Source organism: Virgibacillus sediminis (genome assembly GCF_042643265.1).
Taxonomy (GTDB): Bacteria; Bacillota; Bacilli; order Bacillales; family Amphibacillaceae; genus Virgibacillus_O; species Virgibacillus_O sediminis.
In genome coordinates this window covers 85750-112458 of the sequence record NZ_JBHRRZ010000038.1, presented here as the reverse complement: position 1 = coordinate 112458, position 26709 = coordinate 85750, and the positions used below count along the sequence as shown (strand labels likewise).

The following is a 26709-nucleotide window of genomic DNA, read 5'->3' as shown; positions in this document are numbered from 1 at the left end:
TCAGAGAAAAATATTCATTTAAATGAAACCGGTTCCAAACAAAGGTGAAGGATGTGAAGTGGATGGATGATTATGAGCTGGTGATTGTGGGAGGAGGTTTGGCTGGTCTTTGTGCCGCAGTGGAAGCGGGCGAACAGGGTGCTGAAGTTCTCCTCTTAGAAAAGGAGGGGAAAGTTGGCGGCAGCTCCGTTCTCAGTGGCAGGTATATGGCTTTTGCCGGTACAGCTATGCAGAAGGAACAGGGAATGGAAGACACTGCAGAGATGTTAGTCGACGATATGTTGGAAGTGGGGGGAAGAGCAAACGACGAGAAGCTTGTTGCAGCCTACGGAGAATTGCAGCTTGATACCTATAACTGGCTGGTGGAACACGGCGTTGAATTCCTCTCCATCCAAGCTGTGAGCGGACATAGTGTGCCAAGGGGGCATACCATTGATTCCAACCAGGCAATACAGGCGTTCTATGACCACGCAGTATCGATGCCGAATGTAACAATAGCTGTCGATTCCCCGGTGATCAGGCTGGGGAGAAGTGCTCGTGGCCATGTCGAACAGGTCTTCTACGAACAAGGAGGGCGGAGGAAGACGGCCAATGCAGCGAAAAGAATTGTCCTTACTAGCGGTGGTTTTTCCCAGAGCAAGGAGCTGCTTGGGCATTTTGCGCCACATCTGAAGCGGACCATCCGAATCGGTGGTCCTGGCAATAAAGGGGAAGGCATCCGGATGGCATGTGAGCATGGAGCCTGGATGAAGGATATTCCATATTTGAGCGGTACATATGGATTTCATCCAACAGCCGAAGGGCCGGAGAAATCCCAGGCTCTCGCGTTCTATAAAGGAGCAATTATTATCAATAGAAGAGGAAAGCGTTTCGTCAATGAATCCCTCTCCTATAAGCTCCTCGGAAATGCTGCATTGCGGGAGAAAGAGAACTCGACATATCAAATATGGGATCAGACGGTGATGGATCAAAGTGTTCCCGGGGACAAGCTTTATGATTTCGAGAGGCTGCTGAGGAAAGGGCTGATCAAGAAAGCGGAAAGCCTGCAAAAGTTGGCTGAACAGATCGATGTATCCCCTGATGCTTTGCGGCGCACGGTTGCTGAATACAATGAAGGGGTCCAGAATGGCGAGGATGAATTCGGCCGCCATACGCTCACCCACCATTTTGGAAAGCCGACTCCTATTCGCACTGCCCCATTCTATGCGTTTGAAACAAAGGTGGCTATGCTTGCTACTTACGCCGGCTTATCCGTCAGTACAAAAGCCGAAGTGTTGAACCCGTATGACGAACCGATTTCCGGGCTGTATGCAGCTGGTGAGATTGCCGGCGGGTTTCATGGTGCAGGATATATGACCGGAAGCTCTCTTGGCAAGGCGGCTATTTTCGGGCGTGTAGCAGTAAAAAGCGCATTAGGCAAGTTCCAGCAAACAATAACTTAAATTATAAAGCATTATCCAGGAGGTGTATTTAATGAAAATTTGGCATCAGAGCTTAACCACCATTGACCGTGTGCCGGCATACCGCGATGCCATCCTGCATCATATTGATAAGGTCGCACGCCCCGATGTCGAGGTGGTCATGCACGGAATGGACGAAGAAACGTATCCGACCCATTACCCGGGTCATTTTATTACACATTCCTATCTCCAGAATCTGCATAAAGAACAATTTGTCAGGGCAGCACTTATTGCCGAAAAAGCAGGGTATAATGCCATGTTCATTGCCACTATTCCGGACGTGGGGCTGCTGGAAGCACGAACCCTTGTGGACATTCCGGTGGTTGGCTATGGGCAGGCTTCCTTCCATATGGCCTCCATGCTAGGAGATAAAATCGGTGTAGTCAATTTCCTCCGTCCATTGGCCGATGAACTGCGTGAAAATGCCACCCGTTACGGACTGGGCGATAAACTCGGACCGATTGTTCCCTTAGAATCCGAATTTGATGACGTTCTTGCCGGATTTGAGGATCCAGAGCCAATCATCGCATCATTTAAAAAGTCTGCAGAACAAGCTATTTCTGAAGGCGCAGATGTAATTGTACCGGGGGAAGGCCCAATGAACGTCTTCCTTGCAACCCATGGCATTTCCCGGATCGGCGAGGTGCCGATTGTGGATTCCTTTGCATCCGGCATCAAAATGTGTGAATCCCTTGTCGATTTACAACAAAACTCCGGCGTCTATATGACCCGGAAAGGATATTTCAATGCCAAACCGCCCGCTGAAGCGGTGGATAGGCTTCGGGAAATGTACGGCTTTGACGGCAGTCCAGGGGTTGAAAAAGATAAGGGCCTGGCCGTGAGGGAAACACTGAAGAATCTTTCGGAAGCAGGAAAATAAATTCCGCTAACGCTAGGAAATATGTCGGGAGGAAATAGGATGTCATCATTATTCGATTTGTCCGGTAAAACGGCTTTTATCACCGGTGCAGGAATGGGAGGGCTTGGTGCCCAGTCCGCCATGGCATTGGCAGAAGCTGGATGTAAGATGGCGGTGGCTGACCTGCCTTCCCGGGAAGAGGATCTCCATCAAACAATGAAAGCCATTCAGGAAACCGGCGGGGAAGCAATCACTGTTCCCATTGATGTCACCAGCGAGGACAGCGTGGATCAAGCGGTCCGTACTGTCGTGGATACTTATGGAAACATCGACATTCTGCATAATAATGCAGGTGCCATGCTGCGTAAGCCTACTGTCGATACAAGTCTGGAGGAATGGCAGCGGATCATCGATGTCAATCTGACTGGATCATGGCTGGTGGCACGGCGGGTCGGCAGGGAGATGCTCGGGCAGAATTCCGGGAAGATCATCAATGTTTCTTCCCTGTATTCCAACCTGGTCGGACCGCTGCCGGAACCCGCCTACTATGCGTCCAAATCGGGGGTAGTCAACCTTACCCGCGGCCTGGCCTCCGAATGGGGCAAAAATAATATCCAGGTGAATTGTATCGCTCCGGGTGTCTTTTACCCGACCAATATGACGCAGCCGCTGGCGGATCAGCCTGGCCGTCTGGAATCCATGGCGGAACGGACCCTGCTTGGACGGCTGGGCAAGCCGGAAGAAATCAAAGGGGTTGTACTGTTTCTGGCATCACAGGCATCTGACTATATGACCGGCCAGCTTCTGCTGATAGACGGTGGATGGAGTGCCTGGTAATAAAGGAAAAACATGTAAAGGAGAGGAATAAACAATGGCAGAAAATTATCTTAAAACAAGGTGGATGGGACATTCCTCCTGGGAATTGGAAACCGCAAAAGGAAAGAAACTGGTCATCGATCCATGGTATACGGACAATCCAAAGAACCCCGGCGATGTGGAGGAGGTCGAGGCCGATTATGTCTTGATCACCCATGACCATTGGGATCATGTGAAAGACGTTCCGGAGCTGATTAAGAAAGGGGCCAAGGTAGTGGCACAGCCGGAAGTGGAGAAACGGTTCGTGCAGGACCACGGAGTGAGCGGAGAGTCCTTTATCCGCATCAACATGGGAGGAACAGTAGGATTGGAGGAAGACTTGAAAGTGACCCTTTTCCATGCGTTCCATAGTGCGGACAGCGGGGCGCCGGGCGGTCTCATCATCCGCAGCGGTGGCGTCACCATCATGAATGTGGGGGATACGGCACTTCATAAGGATTTGGAACTCTATGGGGAAATCTATCAGCCTACTTTATTGATGCTGCCGATCGGGGACCGTTTCACCATGGGGCCTCGTGATGCTGCCCGGGCCGTCTCCATGGTGCAGCCGAAGCATTATGTGCCGATGCACTATAGCACATTCCCGGCTATCGATCAGAATCCAAAGGAATTCGAAAAGTTGGTGAAAGAAACCGGTGTGAAAGCAGACAGCTGGATACCAGAGCCGGGCGAAGAAAAATCCTGGACAAAAGATGGCTCGAAAGAAACGACATCTGTTAAATAAGGAGGATTATCATGGCAAAAAATACCGAGGAGATGGATTTCGATATAGTTGTAGTGGGATGCGGTGTGGCCGGAACCGCTGCTGCATTGGCAGCAGCTGAACAGGCAAAGGATCTCGGCAGGCCATTGCGTGTGGTGGTCCTAGAACGCTCCGGCTATGAAACAAGAGGAGGAAATTCTCGTGATACCGCAGCCTATCTGCGGATGGAGGATGAAACGAAGGTGGCCGAAAACTTTGTCGAAGAAATGATGGAGTTTTCCGGAGGACGCAGTGATGAAAGTTATATCCGCACGCTCAGCGAGAAAGCAGGAGAAACGATTTCTTGGATAAAGGAAAGAGGAGTGGAATTTGATTATCTGCCGACCCTCTTCTTGACTGCCAACAGGCCGCGCCTCTTGCCTGTCGGCGGTGGGAGGGCCATCCTCGACCAGCTTTCCAAGCATGCAGAGCGGCTCGATGTACAGATTGCCTACCATTCTACCGCATGGCGGCTCGGTATTGGGGAAGACGGCAGTGTCAGTGAAATCTGGATCCGCGGAGAAGACGGAAGGTCGACAAAGGTTACGACAAGGGCTATCATCCTTGCTAATGGCGGATTTCAAGGAAATGCAGAAATGCTCACCAGATACCTTGGAAAAGAAGCCTATAAGCTTCCTACTATCGCACCAGGCGGCATGTTCAACAAGGGTGAAGGCATTCATATGGCATTCAATATTGGGGCGAAGAGCTCGGGGCAGCTCGATTCCTTCCATGCGGAGCCATCAGACCCACGCAGCAACCGTGGAGATGCTGCCGTTATGACCTATCCATACGGCATTCTCGTGGATCAATCCGGCAACCGCTTTGTTGATGAAGGGATATCCACCATTGATGAGCAGTACGAAGCAGTAGCTAGAAGAATATTTGATCTTCCAGAGCATGTTGCGTATATGATCAGTGACCAGAGGATGTTTGATATAGAGGATTATGAAAATGCGATCCAAACGGAGAAGCCGCCAATAGAGGCGGATACGATTGAAGAGCTTGCCGAAAAAATCAATATTCCCCCGGAGCAGCTGAAGAAAACAGTAGAGGACTATAATACAGCAGTCCAGCCGGGTGAGTTTGATCCGAAGAACCTGGACGGTAAGTGTACGAAAGGGCTGTCACCGGAAAAGTCCAACTGGGCTGTCCCGATTGATAAGGGGCCATATATCTGCTACCCAATCCAATGCTCCAATGTATTCACCTATGGAGGTGTTGCGACGGATAACCGGAGCCGTGTCCTTTCACAGGATGATTATCCAATCCCCGGCCTGTATGCAGCTGGAGAAATAACAGGGCTTTACCATGGCAAGTATCCGGGCGGAACCTCCGTCCTACGTGGGGTAGTCTTCGGCAGGATTGCTGGAGAGGAAGCAGCTAAATACATTGTCAGTGAACCGGAAACAGTACGGTAAGGCAAAACATATGAACAGGAGGACTGGGTTCCTCCTGTTTTTTTAACAATCGAGGAAGCTGTTTAGCAATGGGCAGCCAAAAGGGGATGCAGGCTGACTTGCAAACCTGTGCAGATCAGATTGCACGCACCGTGCTGCCCACACTGACACAAGCCAGTAAATAAAAATCAGGAAAGGCAGGGGATTTCATTTGAGTGAACGAGAATACTTGGAAACAGACGTAGTGATCGTAGGTGCCGGTAACGCAGCCATGTCCGCCGCTATTTCTGCGAGTGAGCAAGGTGCCCGGGTGCTGGTTCTGGAAAAGTCGCCTGAGAAATATAAGGGAGGGAACAGCTCACATACCCATGGATCGATCCGTTTTGCATATGATGGAGTGGACGATATAAAGGAAATTGTGCCGGATCTGACTGAACAGGAATTGCAGACGACTGATTTTGGCAGTTATCCGGACGAACAGTTTTTTGAGGATATGTGTCGTTTGACGGATTATCGGACTGATCCGGAACTGGCTTCATTGCTGACCAGTGAGAGCCTGGAGACGATGAAATGGCTGCATTCTCATAAGGTTCGTTTTGTACCTATATATGGGCGGCAGGCATTTAAAATTGATGGCATGTTCAAATTTTGGGGAGGAATGATCCTTGAATCTGTAGGCGGCGGACAAGGACTGGTGGATATCCTTCATAAAGAAGCGGTTGAACATGGAACGAAGGTACTGTTCAATGCTATGGCAACAGAACTGCTGCACGACGATGAAGGGGTCTATGGAGTGGTGTTCAAACACAATGGCAAAACGGCAGAGGTACATGCCAAGGCGGTTATTCTTGCATCGGGCGGCTTCCATGCCAATAAAGAGATGCGTACCAGGTACCTCGGACCGGGGTGGGATATTGCAAAAACCCGAGGAAGCCGCTATAACACAGGAGACGGTATTCGAATGGCCCTTGAGATAGGGGCAGGATCGACAGGAAACTGGTCCGGGGCCCATTCGGTCGGCGGTGATATGAATGTGCCGGACTTTACAGAAGGCTTTCAGAAGCTCAGTTATCCATTCGGCATCATCGTTAATGCAGAGGGAAAACGATTTGTGGATGAAGGAGCGGATTTCCGGAATTATACGTATGCCAAATACGGCAAGAAAATCCTGGAACAGCCTCGTCAGTTTGCCTGGCAGATATTCGACCAAAAGGTGACTGGATTGCTTCGTGAAGAATATAAGGGCAGACAGGTCACGAAGGTAAAAGCCGATACACTGGAAAAATTGGCAGAAAAACTGGTAGGAGTTGATCAACAGACCTTCCTGAAGACTGTCGAAGAGTACAATCAAGCAGTGCGGGAGGATATTCCTTTTCATCCGAATGTGAAAGACGGCCGCCGTACCGAAGGATTGGAAGTAGAGAAGACCAACTGGGCAAACACGCTGGATGAAGGACCGTTCGAGGCATATCAGGTCACTTGCGGAATTACCTTCACCTATGGCGGTCTGAAGATTAATACAGCCGCGGAAGTGCAGGATCTTCTGGATCACTCGATACCTGGCCTGTTTGCGGCAGGAGAATTGGTCGGCGGCTTGTTTTATTTCAACTACCCTGGTGGTGCAGGATTGATGGCAGGATCCGTATTCGGAAAGATCGCCGGCAAGAATGCGGCAGAACTAATGAAGAGAAGGCAAGAGCAGGAAGCAGCCATGAATAATTAAAATTAAGCAACTAGTAAAAATTGTTGGAAATTATATAAGACTTGAGTAATTTTTCACCTAGATTTAGTAGGTGGAATCTTCCTAAAATTATAAACAAGGAGGCGGAAATAATATGACCAACAACACAATGCAAACCATTCAAACAAAGAATTTCAAAACATATGTGAACCGGTCCGGGGAAGGAAATTCGGAAACGGTTCTATTCCTCCATGGGTCGGGGCCAGGAGTGACGGCATATGCCAACTGGAGATACCAATTAGAAGAATGCAGTGGCCAATACGACTGTCTTGCACCGGATCTATACGGGTTCGGCGACAGCGGCCATCCGGATCCGCTGCCGGAAAATAGGCAAGGTTGGATGCGTTACTGGGTAGACCAGATGATCGAGCTTCTGGATGAATTGAAGGTGGAAAGAGCCCATGTAGTCGGAAATTCTTTGGGCTGTTCCGTAGCACTGGAACTGCTGCTTGAACATCCGGAAAGATTCGACCGGGTGATATTGATGGGGCCGGGGGGCACCCCAAATACCAAACTGAGCCCGGAATTGGCCCGTGCAAAAGGCTTCTATAATGAGCCGTCCCCACAGAAAATGCGTCAGATACTAAGTTGGTTTGTCCATGATTATAAGGGTATGGCCGATGAAATCGAATCCGTCACGGAGATGCGCTATGAAACGGCAATGCGCCCTGAAATCAAGCGTTCCAATGCATCCATCTTCTCTACAGCAGCCGTTCCGGTTCCTATTACTGCCTTGGAGCGTATTGAACAGGAGGTCATGCTGGTTCATGGCCGGGACGACTGTGTTTGCTCCATAGATTCCAGCTATTATTTATTATCACATTTGCCGAATGTCCAAATGCATGTGTACAGCAGATGCGGCCATTGGACACAGATTGAACATCATGAGAGTTTCAGTAATCTGCTGAAGGATTATTTTTCAAGAAGTATCTGAAGGAATAGGTAAAGCTAGCTATTTCCAGCCGTGGTTTGTTTAGTACAGCAGGGCAAATCACGGCTATGATATAGGGTGGAAGGAGGGGCTGTTAGTAAAGGTGGAAGGGATGTTTATGGCATAAATTCACAGAATCTTCCGCGTATAATACATTTTTTGATAGCGTTTTCTAAAGTGCTGGACATGTAAGGTTGCATCGGACGGGTATTCTGTATCATGAGCAGCTAAATAAAAATCAAATATGGGAAGTAGGTCTGTTAATGAATTTGAAAACGAGTGAAGCAAAGTATGAGTCCATGCTTGTCCTGCTGTTTTTTCTAGCCTGGGGATTTTTGTTTTTGGATAGACAGGCCTTATCGATGCTGATGCCCTTGATAATTGAAGATATTGCTTTGACCAATACGCAGATCGGCCAGGTGAACATGTGGCAGACCATTGGATTTGCTTTATCTGCTCCAACCTTTGCCATATTATCAGATAGGCTCGGCCATAAAAAGCAGATCATCTTCTGGGCGACGATGGTTACCTCCATTTTGGCTCTGATCACCATGTTTGCCAATTCATATGGCTACTTATTGGTTGTTCGCACTCTGTTGGGAGCGAGCGAGGGGGTCATTCTGCCGATTGCTATTTCGATGCTCGCTGCAGTATCCCGGCCGAAAAAGCTGGGCAGGAATATGGGGCTTATCTATGCGGGGAGTGCGGTAATTGGAGTAACCATAGGGCCCGTAGTAGTTACCCAGTTAGGAGAACTGTTCAGTTGGAGATGGTCCTTTTTCTTTGTAAGCTTCCCAAGTTTTGTAACCGCTTTATTAATGCTCAAATACATTAAGGACGAGCTTTCATCAACTGCAGGGCAACAGACAGGCAGTGAGTCGGTCAGTTTCCAGCAGATTCTCTCCGTGCTGAAAAACAGAAATATCCTTATCTGTGTGCTGCTAAGCATTTGCTGTATGGGGGCTATGTGGACATTCAACTCGTTTATACCTTTGTATCTGACACAGGTCAGTTTATTATCTGTAACTAACATGGGGTTAGTTATGGCGATGTTCGGCTTGCTCACCATTTTCTGGCAGGTGTTCATCCCTTTTTCTTCGGACAAAGTGGGCAGGAAACCGGCAATGATCGGGTACGCTTTCTTGGGAGTAGGTGCGCCAATTATGCTCTTTTTGTACCCGGAGTCATGGATGAGCCTGGCAATATACGTGATGATCGGCGGAGTGATTCTCGCACTGAACACGATTTATCAAAGCATTATTCCGGTGGAAAGTGTACCTGGATCAGTAATGGCTACCGCAAATTCCCTCATTATGGGAACTGGAGAGTTGATTGGCGCCATCTCTATCGGCGTCTCAGGAGTACTGGCTGATGCCTATGGGCTAACGGCAGTCATGCTGGTGATCGCCGTCTGCTTTACCGCAGCCTCCATCATATCTTTTACCTTGAAAGAAACATTGAAAGGAAAGGAGAAAACGAAGGAAAATGTCCCATTGCCTGAAGTGGCTGGCGGTGACTAGAAGTGAGGAGAATTATAAATGAAGGAGTGATTGTTTCAAATGCCAAAGGAAATATCTTGGTCATCACCGACTAAAAAATTAACCGCAACGGTGGCAACGTTAGCTATGATCTCGGGTTGCGCCACTGGTAATACAGCTCCTGATCTTGCGGGAGAAACGGCAGCTAAATCGGCATCCGAAAACCAGAATGCAAGCAGAGAGAGCGAAATAAAACCTGATACCAATATTGCCTATATCGTGCTGGATGATTTGGGGTTCTCAGATCTCGCAAGTTATGGGTCAGAAATAGAGACACCTCATACGGATGCGCTTGCCGACGAGGGTCTACGTTACAATAACTTCCATGTGAATCCGACCTGCTCACCGACCAGAGCAGCTTTACTTACGGGAAGGCAAGCCCACTCAGTAGGAATGGCTACGGTGGCCAATTTTGATATGGGGCCTGATTATCCAAACAAGCGAGGTAGGATCAATCCTGAAGCAGGAACCATTGCCGAGGTGTTGGGCGAGGAGGGGTATACCAGTTATGCTTTGGGCAAATGGCATCTGTCCCCATCCCATCAGGCGACCCCGTCTGGTCCATATGAAAATTGGCCGCTCGGGAAAGGGTTTGACCGGTTCTATGGATTCCTGGAGGATTCTACCGATCAATTCCAGCCTGAAATTGTAAATGATAATAGCTTTGTGGATGTCACAGGGGAAGATGATTATCATTTCTCCGAGGCAATGGTCGACCAAGCTAACCAATACATTACCGACCATGTATCGACAAATGATGCCCCCTTCCTTATTACATTGAACTTCGGTTCCCAGCATCAGCCGGTACAGGTGCCGGATGAATATATTGAAATGTATGAAGGGAAGTATGATGAAGGCTGGGATGTTATAAGGAAACAACGGTTTGAGAGGCAGAAGGAACTTGGAATCATTCCGGAATCAGCAGAATTCGTGGATAGAAACCCGGGAATCCCAGCGTGGGAGGATCTGTCTGAGGAGGAGCAGAAGCTCTTTGCCCGTTTTCAGGAAGCTTATGCAGGGATGATGACACATACGGATGAGCAGATTGGCCGGTTTGTTGAACATCTCCGTTCAGTAGGTGAGCTCGATAATACCATCATCATGATCATGTCCGATAATGGTGCAAGTGTATTGGGGGGGCCAAATGGTTCTGTTAATCACACATTGACCTATAATGTGATCCCGCAGGAAATGGATATGCTTATGGAACATTATGACAAGATTGGCACCAATGCAGCAAAGGCAGAGTTCCCGAATGGCTGGGCACAGGTTAGCAATACCCCATTCAAGATGTATAAGGCAACGACATATGAAGCAGGCATCCGTTCTCCGCTGATTGTCCATTATCCAGAGGGGATCAAGGATAAAGGAAAAATTAGGGACCAATATGCACATGTCAGCGATATTACTCCAACCATCTATGAGCTTCTTGGTGTGGAGCCACCGAAAGAAATTGACGGGGTCAAGCAAATGGAACTTCATGGAGAGAGTTTTGCTGAGTCCCTAACTAATCCGGAAACAGAAGGTAAACAAACTCAAGTCTATGAATCTAATGGGGTCAGGGCTATTTATGATGATGGTTGGAAAGCAATAGCCAATCATCAGCTTGGAGAACCATTCGAGGAGGATCCATGGGAACTCTACCATGTAGCTGAAGATGCAACTGAGTCTAATAATCTTGCTGAAGCAGAGCCGAAGAAGCTTGAAGAGATGAAAAAGTTGTTTGAGAAGGAAGCAAAGCAGTATGATGTACTGCCGATGACGGACCTAGGGCCGGATGGATTTCTTTCTGTGCCAGAGGATTCACAGCGGGCAAAAGATAGATTTGTCTTCTATCCCGACATGTCCCAACTTCCGGAAGCTGCCAGTCCATTCATTTTGAACAGGTCCTTTTCTATTACCGTACCACTCTTTAGGGACAGTACAGAAGAGGATGGTGTACTTGTAGCCTTGGGAGGATACCAAAGTGGTTATACTTTCTACTTGAAGGACAATCGGCTGGTCTATGAGTACAACATGGGAAATGAAATCTACCGGGTGGAATCAGATACGGAAATACCTACAGGAGAGACGACCGTAAAAATGCAGTTTGATAAAACAGGAGACCATATTGGCACAGCTTCTATATATGTGGATGGCAAACAGGTCGGCAGCGGAGAAATAGATCAGACACATCCATTTAAACTCTCCTTCGAAGGACTGAGTGTTGGAAAGGACAGTCTCTATCAAGTAACACCTAACTATGGAGAAGAAGGCATATTTGAGTTTGAAGGCGAGATAGAAAAGGTCATCTATGAACTAGAAAGTCAAAAATAAGTATAACTAATTCAGGTGCTTCTATCCGGAACCTAGAGGTACGGGTGGAAGCAACCTTGCATGTTGGAGAGAAGGGGGGACACTTAAGGATGGAAAAAAGTTGCTGTGCTGCCAGCCGAGGGGGGACCCAAGGAAATATAAATATTAAAGAAATGACCGAAACTGATTACGCGGACAAGCGGGGTATGGCCTACATTCCCGGCAGAAAATTTTTAATGGGAACGGATTATAAATACAGTTTTCCGGCAGATGGCGAGAAACCGGTTCTTGAGATGGAAGTATCTCCTTTCTATATGGATACCCATGCGGTGACCAACAGGGATTTCCAGCAATTCGTAATGGACACAGGTTACAAAACAGAGGCCGAAAGATTTGGATGGTCCTTTGTCTTTTATCAATTTATTAGTCATAGGACAGCCAAAAAAGTCACTCAAAAGGTAGATTCCACCCCATGGTGGTGGGTGGTGCAAGGAGCATATTGGAAAAGGCCGGAGGGACCAGACTCCAATATATATGACCGGATGGACCATCCGGTAATCCATGTGTCCTGGAATGATGCTAACGCCTATTGCAGATGGGCAGGGAAGCGGCTGCCAACTGAAGCAGAATGGGAGTTTGCAGCCCGGGGAGGATTGGAGCAGAAAATGTTCCCATGGGGAAATGAACTTACCCCGGACGGCATTCATCAATGTAATATTTGGCAGGGGAAGTTCCCTGTTAAGGATGAAGCAGGAGATGGATATGCCGGGACATGTCCCGTAAACACGTATGCTCCCAATGACTATGGATTGTATAACATGGCCGACAATGTATGGGAATGGTGTTCGGATTGGTTCACCAACCGCTCCGGTAAACGCGGGGGACCTAGAAACCCGAAAGGTCCGAAAAAAGGTGAGACAAAAGTGATGAGGGGAGGATCCTATCTTTGCCACCACTCTTACTGTAACCGCTATAGGGTGGCGGCCCGCACATCCAATACACCAGACAGCTCAACAGGGAATATTGGCTTTCGTTGTGTAGCGGACATCTGAAAATGTTCAATGGAGGGAGGAGGAAAATTAGAAATATACTCTCTCATAATTCAATGTCCGAGGATAATACCAAGCTGAATAGGTAGAACAACTAAAAAATATGAAAAGGGAGGGTACTATATGAAGAAATTGATGTTATTGGCTGTCACGGTACTTTTCGCCACAGTAATTACAGCCTGTGGGGACGGCTCGGAGGAGACAAATGCCAATGGGGAAGCCATTACACTGAAATATGGACATTCGGCCCCGGCTGAGGATCCGGGCGGCATGTTTGCGGATAAAGTAGCTGATGATGCAAGGGAGGCAACTGGCGGAGGATTGGAAATAGAGGTGTTCCCGGCAAGCCAGCTTGGGGGAGAAGTGGAAATGGTGGAACAGCTGCGTTCTGGCACCATAGATATTACTTTTGTGACGAGCGGGGCATTGTCCAACTTCGTCCCAGAAATCGGTGTACTGGACATGCCTTTCCTGTTCCGGGATCTTGATCATGCCCACAAGACATTGAATGGGGAAATCGGAGAGGAATTGAAAGACCTGGCCCGGGAGCAGGGATACGAGATTCTGACCTTCCTTGATTATGGCGAGGGCCATCTGGTAAATAACCAACAGGAGATACGTACACCTGAGGATGTGAAAGGGCTGAAAATGAGGACACTGGAAAATGACATTTTCGTTGATACCTTCAAAGCACTTGGAGCGGATCCAGTACCCATTCCTTTTCCTGAGTTGTATACCTCGATCCAGCAGGGGGTCGTTGATGGAACAGATGCTGTCAACGTAGTGATGACGGGAGGCAAGCTGTACGAAGTAACGGATCATTATACGGAAATTGCGATGAATTACCGTTCCGGTGTCCTGCTGATGGATAAGGAACAATTTGATTCCCTTGAGGAAGGGATACGGGAAACATTGATGCAGGTCGTGGATGATAATAACACTTATTATCACGACGTCATTTATAAAGAGTATGAAGAAGGAGCACAAGAGCTGATCGCTGAAAATGGCGTAAAAATTATTCCGAAAGAGGAGATTGACCGTGAGCCATTCAGAAAAGCTGTACAATCTGTCTATGACAAGCATGAAGACAGGTTTGGAGATCTGGTGGAAAGAATAGCGGAAGTGAAGTAAGACAGGAAAACCAGAAAATGCTCAGAAGCAGAAAGCAGGCGTCCAGCTTGCTTTCTTGCATGAAGGGGGAAGTTGATGGGTAAAATTTTGCATGCTGTAAACAAAGGGACGGAAATGATTACCATGTCCCTGCTCTTTGCCATGGTTCTTTTGGTTTTTGTACAAGTCTGTACCCGTCTCCTGCTGGATTCTTCTTTTTCCTGGACGGATGAACTGGCACGCTACATGTTTATATGGGTAGTGTTCTTGGGAGGGGGCATTGCTTTCCAGCACGGAGCACATATCAGCATCGAGGCTGTAAAGGAACGGCTTCCCATCCATTTGCAGCGCTGGATGCGGGCGCTGGTAGCGGTTCTGTCCATTGTTTTTTTTCTTCTGTTAATAGGGACGGGTATCCAGCTGATCAGTTCCTCGATGAACCAGACTTCACCGGCACTGACACTGCCGATGGGTGTGGTTTATTCCGTCATACCGCTTAGCGGAGTCCTGCAGATTTGGAATGTGATAGATATTAGTAGAAGACACTGGAACAATTCATCTGCTGACACAGGGAGGGTGGAACTATGATTATAACCCTGCTTGTCATCCTGTTCATCCTATTCATCATTAACGTGCCGATCGCTGTAGCATTGGGGCTGGCTACGTTTATTGTTGTGTTTTTATCAGGAAGTGTGGATGTCAGTACGATGCCGCAGCGGATGTTTTCGGCGCTTGATTCTTTTCCGCTTCTCGCCGCCCCTTTCTTTATCCTGGCTGGGAAAATCATGGAGCACGGGGGGATTTCGGAAAAGCTGGTCCAGTTTGCCGGAAGTCTGGTAGGTCATCTGAGAGGCGGACTGGCACATGTATCGATTGTTACATGTATGTTCTTTGCCGCATTGTCCGGTTCCTCTGTCGCCACGACTGCTGCAATTGGGGCTATTTTGATACCGGCGATGGTCAAGGCAGGATACGACCGTAATTTTTCAGCGGCTGTACAGGCTGCTGGCGGGACTACAGGAATTATCATTCCCCCGAGTGTGCCGATGGTATTATTTGCTGTTACAGGGGGAGTTTCGATTGGAGACCTTTTTCTTGCAGGAATTATTCCCGGTATCATTGTTGGGCTCTCACTTATGGTTGTTGCCTATATTTACTCGGTCATGAAAGGCTATAAAACAAGCGAACGGCAAAAATTCGGGCAAATGGGCAGAAGTTTCCTTGATGCGATTCTGGCACTCTTTATGCCAGTAATCATTCTTGGTGGCATCTACGGCGGCTTCTTTACTGCTACGGAAGCCTCGGTGGTAGCAGTTGTCTATGGACTGCTTATCGGAATCTTTGTCTACCGGAAAATTACGCTTCCCGTCTTTAAGGAAATACTGCTCAGCACTGTGCTTACGGTTTCGGCCCTTTCCCTGATCATTGCTTCGGCATCATTTTTTGGCCTATGGCTGACAGTGGAGAGAGTGCCTCATATGATGGGAGAATATATCACCAGTGCAAATCTGCCGGCCTTCGCCATCTTTTTGATGATTGTAGCTGTTCTGCTGGTAGTGGGGATGTTTATGGAAGCACTTTCGGCGATCATTATCCTCACACCAATTCTGCTGCCGATTGTCACCACGCTGGGAATGGACCCAGTTCAATTCGGCATTATCATGGTGGTCACCCTTTCCATTGGATTAATCACACCGCCGATTGGGATGAACCTGTTCGTTGCCGCCAAGGTTGGCAGCACTGGTTATGAATCGTTGATCAGACCAGCAGTGCCATTTATCGCCATACTTATTCTGGACGTCATCATTTTCATCCTGTTTCCGCAGATCAGCGCGGGTATAGCCGCATTCGTGAATCAATAAATGCTGGAATCGCCAAAAACAAGTAAATTTCCTTTGAAACGCAACAAATGTTCAATGCTTTTTCATCTATCATTGGAAGTATTTATTACTTAAAATTTACTTATAGATAAATTTACGAGTCAGGATGAAAAGGAGAGATTATTATGGCGAATATGACACAAGTGGAAGTATCCTTTCTGGAAAAGGCCAAGGCAATGGTTCCGAAGCTGAAGGAAAGGGGAAAAGAGACGGAGGAATTGGGGAAACTGCCACAGGAGACGATAGATGAGTTGAAGGAGAGCGGGCTGTTTACCCTGCTGCGCCCGAAAAGGTACGGAGGCCATCAAACGAATATCCAGACATATGCAGATTGTGTCGTGGAACTATCCAAAGGATGTGCTTCCACCGGATGGATCATGGCTCTTTGCGGCATCCGCGAATTAATGGTGGCAGAGTCCTTCTCGGAAAAGGCCCATGAAGAAATTTTCGGCGATAACCCGGAAAATGTATTGTTTGCAGGGGTATATGAACCAAGGCAATGCAAAGCCCAGAAAATTGAAGGCGGTTACATGGTGGAGGAAGGTTTCTGGATGTTCTGCTCCGGTTCCCGCCATGCAACTTGGGGGTATTTCGGCATGCCGATCACCAATGAAAAAGGAGAACTGGTTGACCAGGTGCTGATGACCCTGCCATTTGATCAGATGGAAATCCAGGATGACTGGTATGTCATGGGATTGAAAGGTTCGGGAAGCAATAGTGTCAAAATGCATAATGTCTTTATTCCGGATCATCGGGCGGTTTCGTTTACAGAGGCATTGAGCGGCAACTTCGAATCAGATCATCTGCGTGATATCCCTTTATACAATACGGCTCTGTTTCCGGCATTGATCCTGTCATTGGGACTGCCTGCACTTGGTCTGGCCAAAGCGGCTCATGAATCCGTCATCGAATTCCTGCCGAAGCGGAAAGCGGCCCATATCGGAGTGGAATATTTGCGTGATGCACCAAGCATGCATCTCCAATTATCCGATGCTGCCATGAAAATTGATTCAGCTGAAATGCACTTTAAACGAGTTGCGGAGGACCTCGATAAATGGGCAGCCAGTGGAAAGTACATGGACCGCCATGCACGGGTGAGGACGCTCGCTGACATCGGCCATGCCAATGAACTATGCAGGGAGGCATTTGATATTGTAATGCTTTCAAGCGGATCGGGCTATGTATATGAAGGACACCCGCTACAACGCTTATTCCGAGACTTTTGGACCCTGCATTCCCATCGTTCCCTCTCCCCATCCATCAACAAAGAGAATTATGGACGGGTCCTTGTTGGCTTGGAATCCAATGCATTAAGGTACTAGAATGCCAATATAATAGATATGAAGGCTGGGGTCCCAAGGATTTCCAGTCTTTTACTATGTTCTTTTTTTCTTCCGTTCACATAAAATGCATAGCACCTACGGCATCTTGCGCTTTTATCCATACATGGTACCATGGAGAAGTCGAAGTTCGTTAATTATCAGGAAGAAGGGGAAGGAATATGCAGGCTTATATAAAGGCAGCTTTACGGGTGTTCATCATTATCTATGCTTTGCTGCATTTCTTTACATATTTCTATGAAATTGAGTTTTTGATACTGCTGTTGGGGTTGGCCGGTTTCGGCATTTTTCTTTGTGCTGTGCTTTATTATTCACCAGGCAAAATCAAGATGCCGCTATCCCTGTTTCTTACAGGAGCCGTGCTGATTGTCTTTTCGGAAGGTTCATCTATCAGTGGCCTGCATGGCGGTTTGATTCAAATGCGGGATATGATTGGGCTGATTGTGGTCATTCCCCTGATCGGGTGGGTGCTGCGCGGAGAAGCATATATGGAAGCTATTATGCAGGCAGGCCATCGGTTTCTGAATACCAGCCGGAAATTCTATGCCGGCATGCTGTCATTGACTCAGGTGATTGCCTACTTTCTTATGTTTGGTGCCATTCCAATGATGCTTCAATTTGAGAATTGGCTGCTGAATAAGGAGAGAGGGGAGGCATGGGAGCATATGAAGGGGACTGCTGTCCTGCGGGGATTCTCCCTGTCCGTCCTTTGGGTGGTAAGTATTCCGAGTTTCGCCTTTGCAGTTGAAGTCATGGATGCACCATTGGGAATTTCTATTTTCCAAGGGATGGCTGTATCTGTTTTTGGTGTGATTCTAGCGATTGTTTTTTCTAAATTTGAAGAAAAGCGCTATAAAGTAGACTTGACGGAAGGGTTGCAGCGGGAAATCGGAGAGGTGCTTAAAGGATCTGAAAGCAAAGAGGAGATCCATCGGCTGGTAAAAGAGTTCATCGTCCTATTCGTCACTTTGTTCGGAACTATTTTCCTAGTGAACAGCCTGGCGGATATGCCGCTGCTCGTGCTGATTCCGCTGGTGGTTGTGGTTTGGATTGCCGCTTACTATACCGTGAAGGGAAGGATCCCGACACTGGTGTTGGAAGCGAAACGGCATTATGCCGATGGCTTGGCACCCCAGGCCTATCAATTGTGCATCATGCTTGGAGCGGGAACAATGATTTTCGGACTGAATCAAACAGTATTTCCGGATATGATGGTGAATGGACTCTATGCCTTTCAGGAAGCATTGCCTTTTATCAATGTCCTGCATATACTGCCGTTCATGGTGATCATCCTCGGCTTCTTCGCATTGGGTCCGCTGACCGTCATGGTCCTGGTCGGAGGCATCCTGGAGAGTATCCACCTGCCTTATCCGCCGGAACTAATCGTACTATCGATCACTACCGGAAGCGCCATATCCATTCTGCTCTCTCCACTGATCATGCCGCTGATTATCCTTAGCGGTGCCAATGGTTTAAGCGGATTTAAAAACGGTATTTTATTTAATTGGAAATATGCGCTTGTATTGTATATTGGTGTACAGATTTATATACAGATGAGGATAGCCCTGGGTTAATGTGTGCAGAGGAACCGGTCATTTTATAAATGGCCGGTTTTTGTGAGGAGCAGAAATAACAGTATAAGTAGAGTGCGAGTAAGTCCATAAGTGAAAAAGAGCGCTGGAGATCTAGCCCAAAAGACGAACACAGCATTGAATTAGCGACTATAAAATTCTAGGATGGACGATAATTGTATTTAGGGTGTCCACTTCTAGTACCCAGCTCCTTCATCTTCCTATATATGTTTAAATTTTCTAAAATTTGACTTGACATCACTCTTTTTACTTAATAGTATGAATGTAGGCGGATTTGTAAACGGTTACGGGGATAGCTGGTTTCTTCCTCTTTCTTTATCTTCAGATGGACAGCTATAATTAAAACATGACAACTAACGAGAGAGGAGCGTCCCTATGAAATTTCATGAATTTACAGTGGACGATACATTTTTTACAGATGAGGTACATATGACAAAGGAGAAAATAATAGAATTCGCCCAGGCATATGATCCGCAGTTTTTACATACAGATGAGGAAGCGGCGAAAGAAGGGCCTTATGGGTCCATCACTGCATCCAGTTTCCATGTCCTTATCGCCGTCTGGAGTGAATTCATTAAGATGGATATTCTCGGTGAAGACAGCAGAGGCAGTCTTGGCGTGGACAAGATTCAATGGCAAGGACCGGTCCGCCCGGGAGACACACTCACAGGTATATTCAAAGTGATTAATATCAAGGAGATCACGGATAAAACGAGAGGAATCGTTTCTCTGGAAGCGACCATTCTGAATCAACGCGGCCAGGAGGTTGTGAAAGGGAAAATCGAGGTGTTTGCAGCAGTATAAACTGTATGGAGAAGGGATGTTTCGTTATGGCCAATGATAAGATCCGTTCACTGAAGGAATCGATGAAACTGCCGGTGATTATGGCACCGATGTTTCTCATCTCCCAGCCGAAGATGGTGGTGGAAGCCTGTGTGAATGGTATTGCAGGAACTTTTCCTGCCTTGAACGCCCGTACAGGAGAGGATTTTGAGAAGTGGATGGATGAGATCAGCACATCTTTAGAAGAGCGGAAAAAGGAGGAGCCATCTGCAAAAATTGCCCCATGGGGAATCAACTTTATTGTTCATCGTTCCAATAAACGCTATGAAGAGGATCTGAAGTTGATTGGAAGTTATCAGCCTCCGATCGTCATCACTTCCTTGGGAGATCCGAGTCCTGTTGTGGAGGTTGTCCACCAGTATGGCGGCATGGTGCTGTCCGATGTTATCAATCCAACATTCGCCAGAAAGGCAATCGAAAAGGGTGCTGACGGCCTTATCTTGGTATCTAATGGAGCCGGCGGCCATGCAGGCGTACTAAATCCTATTTCCTTTCTGCATGAAGTGCGGGAATTCTTTGATGGTCCAATCGTATTGGGAGGCGGCTTGTCCAAAGGAGAGGACATTCTTGCAGCAGAGGTGCTTGGTGCGGACTTTGCGTATATGGGAACCAGGTTCATTCCTGCTTTAGAGAGTGGAGCTGCGGAGGATTACAAGGAAATGATTGTCGGATCGGGAATTGAGGACATTATCTATACTGATGCATTCAGCGGCATCAACGCCAATTATCTAATACCCAGTATTATCAAGGCAGGACTTGATCCTGCAAATCTGGAGAAAAAGAAAGAGGTAAACTTTAATAAAGCCGGATCCGATGCAAAGGCCTGGAAGGATATCTGGGGGGCAGGGCATGGCCTCGGCTCGATACGGAATATCCAACCCCTCGCGAAAATCGTGGATGAACTGGAACAAGGCTATCGAAGGGCTTCTGAGAAAGCCAGCCGTAGAATTGGCGTATGATATAGGCTGTGGTAGTGACGGATTCATCATTGAATAATTAATATCCCACAAAGAACAAGACATAACAATGAAAAATGTCTTGTTCTTTTATTCTATAAGTAAGTTTGGGAATGACTCAGAATTCATGCAACATATCTTGAACCAATGGGAGAAGGTAAACATGACGTATACGATAGCTGAATTATACAATGGGCAGACAGAAAAGCTGAGCAGGGTGTTTACGGCAGAGGACGTTGGGAGAACCAGTGAACTGACCAAAGATTACAGTCCGGTCTATGAGCAGGCATGGGAAGGACAGTACAGGCAGGCTGTAGTGCCTGGCCTGCTGACGGAAGGGTTGATTAATCAAGTGATCAGCGAAAAATTACCGGGAGTTCCCTGCATTCTTGTCCAAAAGGATCTTGTTTTTTATTCACCAGTCCATGTAGGGGAAGAGATTACTGCTGAACTCGTGGTAATTGATATAAATAAGGAAAGAAACTGGGTCACTCAAAGAGTAACCTGTGTTAATCCGGCTGGGATTGAGGTAATCAAGGGCCAGGTCGTGGTATTCATATTATCCAAAGAGGATGATTAAGGGATGAAGCTGACCAAGCATGTTGATCAACTGGACAACCATATACAGGCGGCTAAGCTGATAACTGACCATACAGGAAGAATAAGGGATGCAAGCCCGGAATTTTTACAGTACTTTTCTTTGAGGAAAGATAAAGTCCTGGGTTCCAATGTACGTAACCTCTTCAAGGGAACCTGTGCACATGACAGAAACAGAATATTTCATGCGGTGATCACCGGGATTTCCTGTCTTCTTCAAGTGAAAGAAGTTGCGCATGGATTGGAGTACCAAGTGCTATTGAGAGAGAATGAGATACATAATCGGGAATTGCAATCCATGCTGCAGGCGATGGAAATGAAAACAAGCAACAAAAAGAAAACGAGCCGCTATGGCTTTGGTGAAATATTGGGAGAAAGCCGTTCTATCCGACAGGTAAAAGACTTGGCCGCAAAGATAGCCACGAGCAATTCAACAGTGCTTCTGACAGGCGAAAGCGGAACAGGCAAGGAGTTGTTTGCCCAGGCCATCCATGAATTAAGCACACGGAAAAACCATCCATTCATAGCCATCAACTGTGTGGCCATTCCCGCTGAGTTATTTGAATCAGAAATCTTCGGCTATGAAGCCGGGGCCTTCAGCGGTGCCAAAAGAGAGGGGAAACCAGGTAAGATCGAACTAGCTCAGCATGGCACCTTGTTTCTCGACGAAATATCCGAGCTAACCTATCAGTCACAGGGAAAGCTGCTCAGAGTCCTGCAAGAGAGAGAAGTAGAAAGGCTTGGAGGAACTGGTAGCAAGAATGTTGATATAAGGGTGATTGCCGCCACCAATAAAGATTTGAAATCCCTGGTGAAAGAGGGCAAATTCCGGCAGGACCTATTTTATCGGCTGTACGTTTTTGATTTGCAAATCCCTGCATTGCGGCAAAGGAAGGACGATATCCTGCTGCTGGCTCGCGCATTCATTGAGGAATACAACCGGAAGATGGGAAAGGATATTGAAAAAATGGACAAAGACTTGGAAGAATGGATGCTCCGCTACGACTGGCCCGGAAATGTAAGGGAATTGAAGTCGTATATTGAACGGGGGATGAATATAGCGGAAGGAAGGACACTACACTTGGATAGCTTGTCCTTTCCTTCCTTTACAGACACGGAGGAAGAGGAAGGAAGACAGCCGGCTCCATTGGCGAGCTTGGAAGAGGAAGTGCGCACCGCAGAAATCCGGGCGATTCGCAAAGCGCTGAAGGAGGCAGATGGAGACAGGTCGCTGGCAGCAAACCTATTAAAAATCCATGTCGCCAGCTTGTATCGGAAGATTTCCAAATATAACTTGAAATAAATGCGAGAAGCGCCCTAACAACCTTGAAATCCAGATTTTGAGGTTGTTTTTTTGTTGTTCAGGACCATTCTAGTATGGTGGTGCTCAACTGACGGATTAATGCTGAACTCCCAATAGATTGCTTGAGCTTTTGTCCTTGCTTTCGCAGTTCAGTTTCTCAATGGCAATAAAATGATCAGATGTGAGAATGCAAGCGCCCTCCCCTTTGATAAGAGTGGACTGGCATGAAATTTGCATATCGATAGGCAAATGGATGGAAGGGGAGATGTTATGGAGTTTTACAGTGTGGCAGTGATCACTTTTTCCCTAGCTTTATTGATGTTTCTTGCCCTGAAAGGAATCAGTATTATTATCATTGCACCAATCGCCAGTCTTGTAGTGATATTTCTGACACAGATGCCTCTGTTGGAAACATTAGAAGAAACCTATATGGGCGGGTTTATCAACTTTGCAAAAAACTTCTATCTTATTTTTCTGTTTGCAGCATTATTTGGCAAATTCATGGATGACAGTGGGGCTGCACGCGTTATTGCCGAAGGAATCTTGAAAACAATCGGGCGAAAGAGCAAATTGAGAGTGCTGATAGCTATCGTGGCTATTTGCGCGATATTAACCTATGGAGGAATTAATGTTTATGTGGTAATCTTTGCAGTCCTTCCGATTGCTAAGCCTTTATTTAAGGAAATGGATATTCCTTGGCATCTATTTATGGCTGCCTTCTTCTTCGGATCAGCTACTTTCACGATGACGATGCTACCTGGCACTCCCTCTATTCAAAACATTATACCTACTGAATATTTCGGCACCACTGTAAGCGCAGCTCCCCTGACAGGAACTGTAGCAGCAGCCACACTAATCATTCTAAATTTCTATTATCTTAAACATGTACTGAAAAAATCGGAAAACAGAGGTGAGTCTTATCATTCCATGAAAAATTTGGAAGCTGCCACGGATGAAGAGGAAGAAAAATCCTACCAACTGAAAAAGAAACCTAGATTCTTTGTCAGTCTCATCCCTCCTGTATTCCTGCTGGTAGTATTGAATTTTTTCCAGGTAGAAGTGCTTTACGCTTTAATGCTCTCTGTTTTACTATGTATGGCGGTTTTTTGGCCATATATTGAGAAGAAGATCCGTACCATCAATATGGGGGCTACTAATACTGTCTTACCTATAGTCAATACGAGTGCAGATGTGGGGTATGGAGCAGTTATTGCCGCATCTACCGGTTTTAGCGTTCTTTCCCAAGCACTGACTAATATTCCAGGAAGTCCTTTATTTTCCCTTTATCTATCCACATCCATGCTGGCTGGTATTACCGGCTCTGCTTCTGGAGGGCTGGGAATTGCCATGGAGGCATTGTCTGCCACTTATTTGGAATTGGACATAAATCCAGAAGTGCTGCACAGAATTGCTGTGATTGGTTCTAGCGGGTTTGATGCGTTACCACATAATGGTGGAGTGATTACATTCTTAGCGGTTGCAGGGCTGACCCATAAAGATGCTTATAAACATATCTTCGCGACAGGAATAATTGCTCCTACGGCTGCTGCAATCCCGGCTATCTTAACAGCAATACTAATTTATTAAAAAGGCTGGTGGCTTGAGTTGATTGATAAATTTTACGAGGAATTATCAACTGGTGAGAGGTGGGTGTCCGGTGGGAGAACGATAACTGAGACAGATTTGGTGATGTTTTCAGCTTTCAGTGGAGATTGGTTTCCCATACACTCAAATATCGAGTATGCCAGGGAGACTCCATATAAAAAACGGATTGCCCACGGGATGCTTGTTTTATCTGTTTCTACCGGATTGATGAGGTTTGATGCTTCGAAAGTAGCTGTTTTCTATGGAATGGACCGTATCCGTTTTGTAAATCCCACATTTATTGGAGATACGGTTTACGTAGAAGCAACCGTGAGAGAAATGGCAGACCATAGTGAACACCAGGGGCTGGCCATTTTGGAAATCACGGTAGAAAACCAGCATCGAAAAGATGTAATGATAGGGTCAATGAAATTGATGGTAAACAAAAGAAGGAAGTAGATTTGCACACTCATTTCGCAGTTTTGCAAAAATATGTAAGAATGCAAAACCTTGTAATCTGAAAAGCTGTCATACCAGGAAAACATCTTGGCATGGTTTTTGCATTATAGAACATGAATAGGAGGGGTAGCATGGTAGATTTTTCTTTTACAGAGGAACAGGATTATTTTCGTAAAATGCTCAAGGGGTTTGCAAAGGAAGAGCTCCTCCCGAATTATACCAAGTGGGACAGAGAAGGTATTACCCCAAAACATTTATGGAGAAAACTTGGGGAGCTTGGGGTCAACGGCCTGCGGATTCCTGTTGAATACGGCGGGAGCGGCGCCGATTGTGTGACTACTGGCATTGCGGCAGAAGAAATTGGCCGTGGAGATTTCAACCTAACCTATGCGGTGATGCTGAATGGCTTGATCGGGGAGATCATTACCAATCATGCTGATGAACATTTGAAAAAGGAATGGCTTCCTGAGATTGCATCCGGTAATAAGATCTTGGGAATTGCAATCACGGAACCGGAAGCAGGAACAGATGCAGGCGGCATAAGGTCGACAGCGGTTCGTGACGGTGACAGCTATGTCCTGAACGGGGAGAAATCAGGTATCAGTGTCGCCGTCTCGGCAGATGCATTTATCGTATTTGCGAAAACGGAACCAAGGAAGGGAAACCGCGGCATCAGTGCATTCATTGTACCTTCTGATCTTCCGGGAGTGGAAGGCAAGGGCTATGAGGATATGGGCAACATCCCGATTGGTAGAGGTTCTGTTTACTTAAATGAAGTCAAGGTGCCTGCGGATCATTTGATTGGTTTGGAGGATAAGGGCTTTTCCCAGGTAATGAATGGCTTCGACCTTTCCAGGCTCCTGATTGGACTGCAATGTGCTGGAGCAGCTCTTCAAAGCTTGGATGAGACGATTGAACATGTGAAAAACAGGAGGTCCTTCGGGAAACCATTGGCGACATACCAGGGGGTCTCCTTCCCGCTGGTTACTCACTACACCAAGCTTGATATGCTTAAATGGCAAGCATACCGAGGGTTATGGCTGAGGGACCAGGGAATGGAGCATTCCAAGGAATCAGCCTCTGTAAAATGGCTCGGGCCATTGTACAGCCAAGAGGCCATCCATGAATGCCTGCTGCTGAATGGCCATTACGCTTATACAAAGGAAATGCCGCTGGAACAGCGTCTTCGTGACGTGATCGGGCTTGAAATCGGAGATGGTACTGCACAGGCAAATCAGATGGTCATTGCCAAGCATTTGATTGGCAAAGAATACCGTTCCTATGAGCCGCAAGTACCGGCTAAAAGCACGAATGGACAGAATTATGAAGGAGGTTATCAGTATGGAATTGACTGATATTTTATATGACAAACAAAATGGCATCGCTAACATTACGATCAACCGCCCGGAGGTTTACAATGCTTTTCGGGCTAAAACCATTCAGGAACTAATCTGGGCCTTCCGTGATGCATGGGATGATAAACGGATCGGAGCGGTAATTCTTACCGGTGCCGGCGAGAAAGCATTTTGTGTCGGCGGGGACCAGAAAGAAAAGGGAGATGAAGGCGGTTATGGCTACAGTGGCGGTCTCGGCGGCGGGATTGGTTTGGAAGTGGAAAATCTGCATCAAACCATCCGGAATATACCAAAACCGGTGATCGCGGCAGTCAATGGATATGCTATTGGTGGAGGGCATGTCCTTCATGTGATCTGTGATTTGACGATTGCTGCTGATACAGCGAAGTTTGGCCAAAGCGGCCCAAAGGTCGGGAGCTATGATGCTGGGTACGGGTCTGCGTACCTTGCCCGGATTGTCGGAGAGAAGAAGGCGAGGGAGATTTGGTATCTCTGTGAACAGTATACGGCAGAGGAATGCATGGAAATGAAACTCGTTAATAAAGTGGTACCTGCTGCTAACTTGCAGGAAGCAGCACAAGAGTGGGCAGAGAAGATCCTACAAAAGAGTCCGACAGCAATTAAAATGCTGAAATACTCCTTCAATGCTGATTCTGCCAGTATCCAGGGCATCTCCCAGTTGTCGATGGGGAGTTTGGCTATGTTTTATGACACAGAGGAGTCCCAGGAAGGAAAAAATGCCTTCATTGAAAAAAGGCCTGTAGAGTTTAATAAATTCCGTAAATAAAAGGGAGGAGTC

The 26709-nt window shown here is 47.0% G+C and carries 23 protein-coding genes; all 23 read left to right on the top strand.

Annotation, left to right across the window (positions count from 1 at the left end; translation table 11 throughout):
- Nucleotides 1–62: 62 nt before the first annotated feature.
- Complete coding sequence (locus tag ACFODW_RS15425; protein ID WP_390307685.1) at nt 63–1442, top strand: FAD-dependent oxidoreductase; 1380 nt, start codon at nt 63–65, stop codon at nt 1440–1442.
- A 31-nt stretch (nt 1443–1473) separates the two neighbouring features.
- On the top strand, nt 1474–2340 hold the full coding sequence (locus tag ACFODW_RS15420) for an aspartate/glutamate racemase family protein (RefSeq protein WP_390307684.1): 867 nt from the start codon (nt 1474–1476) through the stop codon (nt 2338–2340).
- Nucleotides 2341–2379: 39 nt separating this feature from the next.
- Complete coding sequence (locus ACFODW_RS15415) at nt 2380–3156, top strand: SDR family NAD(P)-dependent oxidoreductase (protein WP_390307683.1); 777 nt, start codon at nt 2380–2382, stop codon at nt 3154–3156.
- 34 nt (nt 3157–3190) lie between these two features.
- Nucleotides 3191–3919, top strand: coding sequence for a metal-dependent hydrolase (locus ACFODW_RS15410; RefSeq protein ID WP_390307682.1), 729 nt, complete (start codon nt 3191–3193; stop codon nt 3917–3919).
- 11 nt (nt 3920–3930) lie between these two features.
- Nucleotides 3931–5358, top strand: coding sequence for an FAD-dependent tricarballylate dehydrogenase TcuA (gene tcuA, locus ACFODW_RS15405; protein WP_390307681.1), 1428 nt, complete (start codon nt 3931–3933; stop codon nt 5356–5358).
- A 190-nt stretch (nt 5359–5548) separates the two neighbouring features.
- Nucleotides 5549–7060 (top strand): FAD-dependent tricarballylate dehydrogenase TcuA, encoded by a 1512-nt coding sequence (gene tcuA / locus ACFODW_RS15400; protein ID WP_390307680.1) that lies wholly within the window; start codon nt 5549–5551, stop codon nt 7058–7060.
- Nucleotides 7061–7172: 112 nt separating this feature from the next.
- Nucleotides 7173–8012, top strand: coding sequence for an alpha/beta fold hydrolase (locus ACFODW_RS15395; RefSeq protein WP_390307679.1), 840 nt, complete (start codon nt 7173–7175; stop codon nt 8010–8012).
- Nucleotides 8013–8272: 260 nt separating this feature from the next.
- Complete coding sequence (locus ACFODW_RS15390) at nt 8273–9529, top strand: MFS transporter (RefSeq protein ID WP_390307678.1); 1257 nt, start codon at nt 8273–8275, stop codon at nt 9527–9529.
- 39 nt (nt 9530–9568) lie between these two features.
- On the top strand, nt 9569–11863 hold the full coding sequence (locus tag ACFODW_RS15385; RefSeq protein WP_390307677.1) for an arylsulfatase: 2295 nt from the start codon (nt 9569–9571) through the stop codon (nt 11861–11863).
- Between the two features lie 89 nt (nt 11864–11952).
- Complete coding sequence (locus ACFODW_RS15380; RefSeq protein ID WP_390307676.1) at nt 11953–12894, top strand: formylglycine-generating enzyme family protein; 942 nt, start codon at nt 11953–11955, stop codon at nt 12892–12894.
- 120 nt (nt 12895–13014) lie between these two features.
- Nucleotides 13015–14022: a TRAP transporter substrate-binding protein gene (locus tag ACFODW_RS15375; RefSeq protein ID WP_390307675.1), complete on the top strand. Its 1008-nt coding sequence runs from the start codon at nt 13015–13017 to the stop codon at nt 14020–14022.
- A gap of 75 nt (nt 14023–14097) precedes the next feature.
- The gene (locus ACFODW_RS15370; protein WP_390307674.1) at nt 14098–14589 is read left to right on the top strand and encodes a TRAP transporter small permease; all 492 of its coding nucleotides are present in this window, start codon (nt 14098–14100) and stop codon (nt 14587–14589) included.
- The gene (locus ACFODW_RS15365; RefSeq protein WP_390307673.1) at nt 14586–15863 is read left to right on the top strand and encodes a TRAP transporter large permease; all 1278 of its coding nucleotides are present in this window, start codon (nt 14586–14588) and stop codon (nt 15861–15863) included. The genes ACFODW_RS15370 and ACFODW_RS15365 overlap by 4 nt, the downstream gene beginning before the upstream one ends.
- A 143-nt stretch (nt 15864–16006) precedes the next feature.
- Nucleotides 16007–17203, top strand: coding sequence for an acyl-CoA dehydrogenase family protein (locus ACFODW_RS15360; RefSeq protein WP_390307672.1), 1197 nt, complete (start codon nt 16007–16009; stop codon nt 17201–17203).
- 179 nt (nt 17204–17382) lie between these two features.
- Nucleotides 17383–18795, top strand: a complete 1413-nt coding sequence (locus tag ACFODW_RS15355; RefSeq protein ID WP_390307671.1) for a hypothetical protein — start codon at nt 17383–17385, stop codon at nt 18793–18795.
- A 393-nt stretch (nt 18796–19188) separates the two neighbouring features.
- Nucleotides 19189–19617: a MaoC/PaaZ C-terminal domain-containing protein gene (locus ACFODW_RS15350; protein WP_390307670.1), complete on the top strand. Its 429-nt coding sequence runs from the start codon at nt 19189–19191 to the stop codon at nt 19615–19617.
- Between the two features lie 26 nt (nt 19618–19643).
- Nucleotides 19644–20615: an NAD(P)H-dependent flavin oxidoreductase gene (locus tag ACFODW_RS15345; RefSeq protein ID WP_390307669.1), complete on the top strand. Its 972-nt coding sequence runs from the start codon at nt 19644–19646 to the stop codon at nt 20613–20615.
- A 160-nt stretch (nt 20616–20775) separates the two neighbouring features.
- Nucleotides 20776–21192 (top strand): hypothetical protein, encoded by a 417-nt coding sequence (locus ACFODW_RS15340; RefSeq protein ID WP_390307668.1) that lies wholly within the window; start codon nt 20776–20778, stop codon nt 21190–21192.
- Between the two features lie 3 nt (nt 21193–21195).
- Nucleotides 21196–22512: a sigma-54 interaction domain-containing protein gene (locus ACFODW_RS15335; protein ID WP_390307667.1), complete on the top strand. Its 1317-nt coding sequence runs from the start codon at nt 21196–21198 to the stop codon at nt 22510–22512.
- A 270-nt stretch (nt 22513–22782) separates the two neighbouring features.
- The gene (locus tag ACFODW_RS15330; RefSeq protein ID WP_390307666.1) at nt 22783–24099 is read left to right on the top strand and encodes a GntP family permease; all 1317 of its coding nucleotides are present in this window, start codon (nt 22783–22785) and stop codon (nt 24097–24099) included.
- Between the two features lie 18 nt (nt 24100–24117).
- Nucleotides 24118–24555, top strand: coding sequence for a MaoC/PaaZ C-terminal domain-containing protein (locus tag ACFODW_RS15325; RefSeq protein WP_390307665.1), 438 nt, complete (start codon nt 24118–24120; stop codon nt 24553–24555).
- 131 nt (nt 24556–24686) lie between these two features.
- Nucleotides 24687–25910 (top strand): acyl-CoA dehydrogenase family protein, encoded by a 1224-nt coding sequence (locus ACFODW_RS15320; protein WP_390307664.1) that lies wholly within the window; start codon nt 24687–24689, stop codon nt 25908–25910.
- Entirely contained in the window at nt 25897–26697 is an 801-nt protein-coding gene (menB, locus tag ACFODW_RS15315; RefSeq protein ID WP_390307663.1) for a 1,4-dihydroxy-2-naphthoyl-CoA synthase, read from the top strand. The genes ACFODW_RS15320 and menB overlap by 14 nt, the downstream gene beginning before the upstream one ends.
- Nucleotides 26698–26709 lie beyond the last annotated feature (12 nt).